Origin of the sequence: Bacillus sp. GMa5/1, assembly GCF_050172015.1 — a bacterium.
GTDB classification, from domain to species: domain Bacteria; phylum Bacillota; class Bacilli; order Bacillales; family Bacillaceae_G; genus Bacillus_A; species Bacillus_A cereus.
Genome location: NZ_JBNLYC010000050.1, coordinates 23641 through 30287 on the forward strand (window position 1 = coordinate 23641; position 6647 = coordinate 30287).

Here is a 6647-nt window from a genome sequence, read left to right on the forward strand (position 1 = left end):
GTTCAAAGGGTATAACTATTAAACAGTTAGGGTGGGGACAATGAAGAAAAAGACAAAAAAATGGGCTGGTGTATTTTCAGTATTACTGAGTAGTTCGCTTGTGTTATCTGCTTGTGGGGGACAGGAGGATACGGCTTCTACAGAACCAGTAAAAAAGCAGGATTTAAAAGACTCTAAGATTGAATCAATTCCAGCTACAGATAAAAAGAAAAGTCCAGAGAAAGCAAATCAACGAAAAGATACTTTCATTACAGCCATTTCTAAGCCAGGGGGAGTTTTCCTTCCGTATTTCCAAGATAATGGTTGGGATGGAAATGTAACGTCGGTTATTTTTGCTTCATTAGTAACAACAGACAAACAAAGTAAACCTATTCCGGATCTTGCGGAAAAATGGGATATTTCTGCTGACCAGTTAACATATACATTCCATTTACGTAAAAATTTAAAATTTAGTGATGGGTCGCCTCTAACAGCGGATGACGTAGCATTTACATTAACACTACTTCATGATAAAGCGTATGAAGGTGGATTGGATATTGCTCAGTATGCTGTTAAAGGTGGGAAAGAATATAAAGAAGGAAAAGCAACTTCTATTGAAGGAATCCAAGTTGTTGATCCACAGACAATTAAAATTACAACTGAAAAAGTTAATTCACAGGCGCTAACGAATTTAGGTGGCCCAGTGCTATCAAAAGCTTATTATGGAAAAGATTATAAACAAAATACAAGTTTAGACTATTTAAAAGCATTATATGGGCAACCAATTGCAGCGGGTCCATATAAATTTGAAAAATATGTTCCAGGTCAAGAAGTCCGCTTTGTTGCTAACGAAAATTATTATGCAGGTAAACCAAAAATTAAAAACTTTATTTACAAAATCACATCAGGTGATACTGGATTCCAATTATTCCAAACAGGTGAACTGGACTATAGTGGGTTTAGAGCGAACCCTGAAAATATAGACCAATTAAAAGGATTAGAGTTTGCAAATATTAATCTTGAATCATCAAGTGATATTGCTTATATCTATGTAAATAATAAGAAGTCGTATTTGAAAGATAAAAAGGTACGCCAAGCACTTACTTATGGATTAGACCGTAAGAAGTATGTGGATACAGCTTTACAAGGCTATGGCTCTGTCGCTAACGTACCAATCGCTCCAGTTTCATGGGCATATACAGAAGAAGGTATTAATAAATATCCGCATGACGTAGAAAAGGCTAAAAAATTATTGGATGAGGCTGGTTGGAAAGTAGGTTCTGACGGGGTTCGTGAAAAAGATGGTCAAAAATTAAAATTAACATACTACGCATCAAATACAGGTAAAACAAATGATATCTTTATTCCGATTGCAAAAGAAAGTTACAAAGAAATTGGTGTTGAATTAAATCCAGAGTTGATGGACTTTAATACGATGCTTTCAAAAGTAGGAAAAGGTGACTACGATTTAGCGGCAGTTTCAACACCAGGAATTAGTGATCCAAGTGAAGTTGTAAGTGAGTACTTATCAACTAATCCAAAAAGTGATACGGGTTATAATAATCCGAAAGTAGATGATTTGATTGTAAAAGGTATAGGAACGACAGATATTGAAAAACGTAAAGCGATTTATAAAGAGCTGTATAAAGAGTTAAGTGATGATCCACCAGTTATTTTATTAAACTATCGTAAACTACTTTATGCTCATAATGCACGTATAAAAGGAATTGATCCAGAAAAGTACGATAGCATCAGTTCCAACTTACCAGTGTTATCTATTGAACAATAAGGGTTGACCTAAATAATAGAAGACGTTTTTTCACACAGCAATGGAATGGTAGCTGTTTTGAAAAAATGTTCTTCTATTTTTAAGTAAATAGGATTGGGGAGACAAAAGGTGAAAACATATATCATTCGTAGGTTTCTACAGATGATTCCTACATTGTTTGGTACGTCTATTATTATCTTTTTCTTATTTGCACTCTTACCGGGTGATTATATCGATTCAAATCCAAAATTAACACCAGAGAGAGCTCAAGAATTAAGAGAGTTGTACGGTTTAAATAAACCGATTATTGAAAGGTATTTTCATTGGTTAGTGAATGCTTTGCATGGTGATTTTGGATTTTCTTTACAGTATCAAGAACCGGTAACTTCATTACTTAATAAATTCATTTGGAATACATTTATTGTTGCTGCTGCAGCTTTATTTTTCACTTGGATTATTGCTCTTATTATTGGGGTTATTTCTGCAACAAAGCAGCACTCTTGGTTTGATAGATTGGTAACAATCGGTGTCTTTGCAGCAATGTCATTTCCATCATTTTTTATCGGACTATTTTTAATTAAATTATTAGCAGTTGATTTAAAGTTATTACCTATTGGTGGCATGATTGATATTGGGAGTAACTCAACAGGGATAGCATACATATTAGAAGTATTACGTCATATGATTCTACCTGTATTTATTTTAACACTTCTTGGTGTAGGATCGTTAACACGCTATTTTAGAACTGGCATGTTGGATGTTATTAGGCAAGATTATATTCGTACTGCTCGTGCAAAAGGTTTAAAAGAAAGGACCGTTATTTATAAACATGCATTGAAAAATGCAATTTTGCCAGCAATTACATTACTCGCTTTTGAATTACCGGGTTTATTTTCAGGAGCTATTATTATTGAACAGATTTTTAATTGGCCAGGGATTGGGAGTATTCAATTAGAAGCATTAAACTTCCGTGATTATACGGTATTAATGGCCTTTACAATGTTTCTTTCTTGTTTAACAATTATGGCTAATTTCTTAGCTGATATTGTATATGCGTTTGTTGATCCAAGAATTCGATTGAAGTAAGGGGGGGGGGAAAGATATGGAGACTATTACACCCATAATAGAGAAAAAGAAAGAACGGAAAAAAAGAAATGAATCATCACCATGGTGCCAAGCGTATAAAAAAATCAAGAAAAATAAGATGGCACTGTGTGGCTTATACGTTTTAATATTTATGTTTTTATTTAGTTTTATCGGTCCAATCTTTTCACCGTATGCTGATGGGAAAGTACAAGTAACACAAATTAATAAACCACCCAGCCTGTCACATTGGCTTGGGACAGACCAGTTGGGACGGGATATTTTAACTAGACTTATGCAAGCAGGGCGTATTTCATTAACAATCGGTTTAGCGTCGATGCTACTATCCGTTATACTAGGAGCTCTATTAGGAGCAATTGCTGGTTTTTATCGAGGAGTTGTAGATCATTTAATTATGCGTGTTGCAGATGTGTTAATGTCCATTCCAGGATTACCACTACTTATTATAATGGGAGCAATTTTATCAGAATGGAAATTACCATCGGAGTACCGTTTATATGTTGTAATGATTATTTTAAGTTTAGTAGGATGGCCAGGACTTGCCCGTCTTGTGAGAGGACAAATTTTAACATTGCGGGAGCAAGCCTTTATGCAAGCGGCAGATGTATTAGGATTAAAAGATTCTCGAAAAATCATTCATCATCTAATTCCTAACGTTTTTCCGTTACTTATTGTTGTAGCAACTTTGGGTGTGGCTGGATCTATTTTAAGTGAGTCCGCACTAAGTTACTTAGGTCTTGGAGTCGTTCCACCTACACCATCATGGGGGAACATGATTAGCGCAGCTAACTCATTAATCGATTTCCAAAAGCGTCCATGGTTATGGATTCCGCCCGGTTTTGCAATCTTTATAACAGTTGTATCAATTAATTTACTTGGTGATGCACTTCGTGATGCGTTAGATCCAAAGATGAGACGGTAGGTGAGAAGATATGAGTAAAGCGGTAGTAGAGCTGAAAGACTTACAAACACATTTTCAAACTGACGAGGGGACAGTAAAGGCTGTGAACCATGTTAGCTTTGCGGTTCGAGAAGGGGAAACAGTTTGTGTAGTAGGAGAATCAGGTTGCGGAAAGAGTGTAACAGCTTTATCTATTATGGGGCTTATTGCTGAATCTGGTAGTGTAGTGGGTGGAGACATTTTATATGAAGGAAAAAGTCTTTTAGGAATGAAAGAGAAAGAACTTCGTAGTTTACGAGGCAATGATATTGCGATGATTTTCCAAGAACCGATGACATCGCTAAATCCAGTCTTTACTGTAGGGGAACAAATTGTAGAGACGTTAAGGGAGCATGAACTGCTTAGTAAAAATGAAGCATATAAGAAGGCAATTGAGTTAATTCGTAAAGTCGGCATAGCTCGTGCGGATGAAATCGTCCATTCTTATCCACACGAACTAAGTGGTGGTATGTTACAACGTATTATGATTGCTGTTGCACTTAGTTGTAATCCTAAGTTATTAATTGCCGATGAACCGACAACGGCTCTTGATGTTACGATTCAAGCTCAAATATTAGATTTATTAAGACAAGTGAAAGAAGAATTTAAAACATCCATTTTATTAATTACACATGATTTAGGCGTTGTAGCAGAAATGGCGGATTACGTTGTCGTTATGTATGGCGGGAAAGTTATTGAAGAAGCACCAGTACTAGAAATATTTCAAAATCCGAAACACCCGTATACGAAAGGTTTGTTGAAATCAAAACCAGTGATGGGAAAACGAATAGATAAACTATATTCTATTCCAGGGCAAGTTCCTAATTTAGTTGGTTTGGATGAGTTTTGCTACTTTAGTGGCCGTTGTGAGCATTGTATGGAAATATGTAAAGAAGAAGCACCAAATTTGAGTGTGCATGATGAGAATCATAAAGTAGCTTGCTGGTTATATGAGGAGCGTGCGGAACAATGAGTGAACCATTATTAGAAGTAAAAAACTTAAAAACATATTTTCCAATTAAGGGTGGCGTATTTAGTAGAACGGTTGGACATGTAAAAGCAGTTGATGGAGTAAGTTTTACTATTAATAAAGGTGAAGTATTCGGCCTCGTTGGTGAATCGGGAAGCGGAAAAACGACGATAGGAAAAACAATTTTACGTCTCGTCCAAAAAACGGAAGGAGAAGTGAAGTTTAAAGGGCAAGATGTTCACTCTTTATCTAAGGAAGAATTGAGAAAACATCGTCCTAATATGCAACTTGTCTTCCAAGATCCATTTAGCTCATTAAATCCGAGAATGAGAATTGGAGAAGCGCTTGGAGAGCCAATGTTGGCCCACGGATTAGCAACGAAAGAAAATGTGCGTGAAAAGGTAATTGAAGTATTGGAGTTATGTGGATTAGCTCCTTATCATATTGACCGGTATCCCCATGAGTTTTCTGGTGGACAACGTCAGCGTATTGTAATCGCAAGAGCTATGGTATTAAATCCAGAATTCATTGTAGCTGATGAACCTGTAGCGGCACTAGATGTATCTATCCAAGCACAAATTATTAATTTATTTAGTGAGTTACAGGAGAAAAAGGGATTATCTTATTTATTCATTTCGCATGATTTAAGTGTAGTAGAACATTTATGTACGAAAATCGGAATTATGTATTTAGGTACGATTGTGGAGACAGCACCGCGTGATGAGTTATTTACCAATCCGCTACATCCTTATACGAAAGCATTGTTATCAGCTGTTCCAATACCAGATCCAACAGTGAAGCGAGAACGAATTATACTAGAAGGGGATATTCCAAGTCCAGCAAATCCACCTTCGGGCTGTCGTTTTCATACACGTTGCCCATTTGCAACGGATGTTTGTAAAAAAACAGTACCAGAATTCCGTAATGTTGGTGTAGAGCATTTTGTTGCTTGTCATCACGTATAAAAAAGGACTCTTTCAAATTGAAAGAGTCCTTTTTTTATTTACTAGATGAAGTTTGTTTCAATACAAATTGCTCGATTGCATGAGCAACACCATGTTCATTGTTTGTTAGTGTTACAACATCACATAGCTTTTTTACATCTTCTTCAGCGTTGCCCATTGCAACAGATAAACCCGCTACTTCTAACATCGGTACATCATTAAAATTATCACCAATAGCAACTGTATCTTCAATAGGGATATTAAAATGAGCTGCCATCTGCTGTATCCCGTTTCCTTTATGTCCATTCTTATTCATAATTTCTAAGTTAGTAGGAGCCGATGCTGTAACCATAATATCAGCATCCTCTTGTAATATACTTAATAGCTGTGCGCGATGCGCTGCATTAAACGTTAAAATGAAGAATTTAGATATTTCTAGTTCTTGGTTATTTACAACATCTTCTATTTTTTTGAAATCAGTAATTAGGTTCGATTTCTTTTGCTTTTCTGTAATTCGTTCAAGTTCCTCTAATGTAACATCAAGCGCATGCTTATTTTCTTCGAATGCTTGCATCACTTGATCTTGCCATGTATATGGAGAATAAACTCCTTTATTTGTATATAGCTTATATGGGAAACCTTCAGATTCTAGTAATTTTGCAAGTTTGTACACTTTGTCGTTTTGTATACAACGCGAGTTAATTACTTTTCCATCCACATAAACAATAGCCCCATTGCTTGCTCCGACTGGAAGAGATAATTTATATTCTTCCAATAGCTTTAAAGCATCCTCTTTCGCACGACCAGAACAGATCATTACAATATGACCGGCTTCTTGTGCAGTTTGGATTGCTTGTAGGTTTTCTTTGGAGATTTCAAGATTAGATGATAGTAGTGTACCATCCATATCTAATGCGATTAATTTCAAAATGACCACCTCTT

General features: G+C 36.0%; 6 protein-coding genes. 5 read left to right on the top strand and 1 reads right to left on the bottom strand.

The genetic code is table 11. The features are described 5' to 3' along the window. Positions 1-40: 40 nt before the first annotated feature. The 5 genes from ACQGSG_RS14345 to ACQGSG_RS14365 all read left to right on the top strand — a co-directional run bounded on the left by ACQGSG_RS14345 (position 41) and on the right by ACQGSG_RS14365 (position 5726). The gene (locus tag ACQGSG_RS14345; protein WP_000730674.1) at positions 41-1768 is read left to right on the top strand and encodes an ABC transporter substrate-binding protein; all 1728 of its coding nucleotides are present in this window, start codon (positions 41-43) and stop codon (positions 1766-1768) included. A gap of 108 nt (positions 1769-1876) precedes the next feature. After that, entirely contained in the window at positions 1877-2833 is a 957-nt protein-coding gene (locus ACQGSG_RS14350) for an ABC transporter permease (protein ID WP_000860687.1), read from the top strand. Between the two features lie 16 nt (positions 2834-2849). Next, complete coding sequence (opp4C, locus tag ACQGSG_RS14355; protein ID WP_098877519.1) at positions 2850-3773, top strand: oligopeptide ABC transporter permease; 924 nt, start codon at positions 2850-2852, stop codon at positions 3771-3773. A gap of 10 nt (positions 3774-3783) precedes the next feature. Next, entirely contained in the window at positions 3784-4764 is a 981-nt protein-coding gene (locus ACQGSG_RS14360) for an ABC transporter ATP-binding protein (RefSeq protein WP_134994846.1), read from the top strand. Continuing rightward, positions 4761-5726, top strand: a complete 966-nt coding sequence (locus ACQGSG_RS14365; RefSeq protein ID WP_134994847.1) for an ABC transporter ATP-binding protein — start codon at positions 4761-4763, stop codon at positions 5724-5726. The genes ACQGSG_RS14360 and ACQGSG_RS14365 overlap by 4 nt, the downstream gene beginning before the upstream one ends. Before the next feature lie 34 nt (positions 5727-5760). On the opposite strand, the gene ACQGSG_RS14370 is transcribed toward ACQGSG_RS14365, so the two are convergent. Further along, positions 5761-6633 carry a Cof-type HAD-IIB family hydrolase gene (locus ACQGSG_RS14370; protein WP_214632210.1) on the bottom strand — a complete coding sequence of 291 codons (873 nt, stop codon included), beginning with the start codon at positions 6631-6633 and terminating at the stop codon, positions 5761-5763. Positions 6634-6647: the final 14 nt, after the last annotated feature.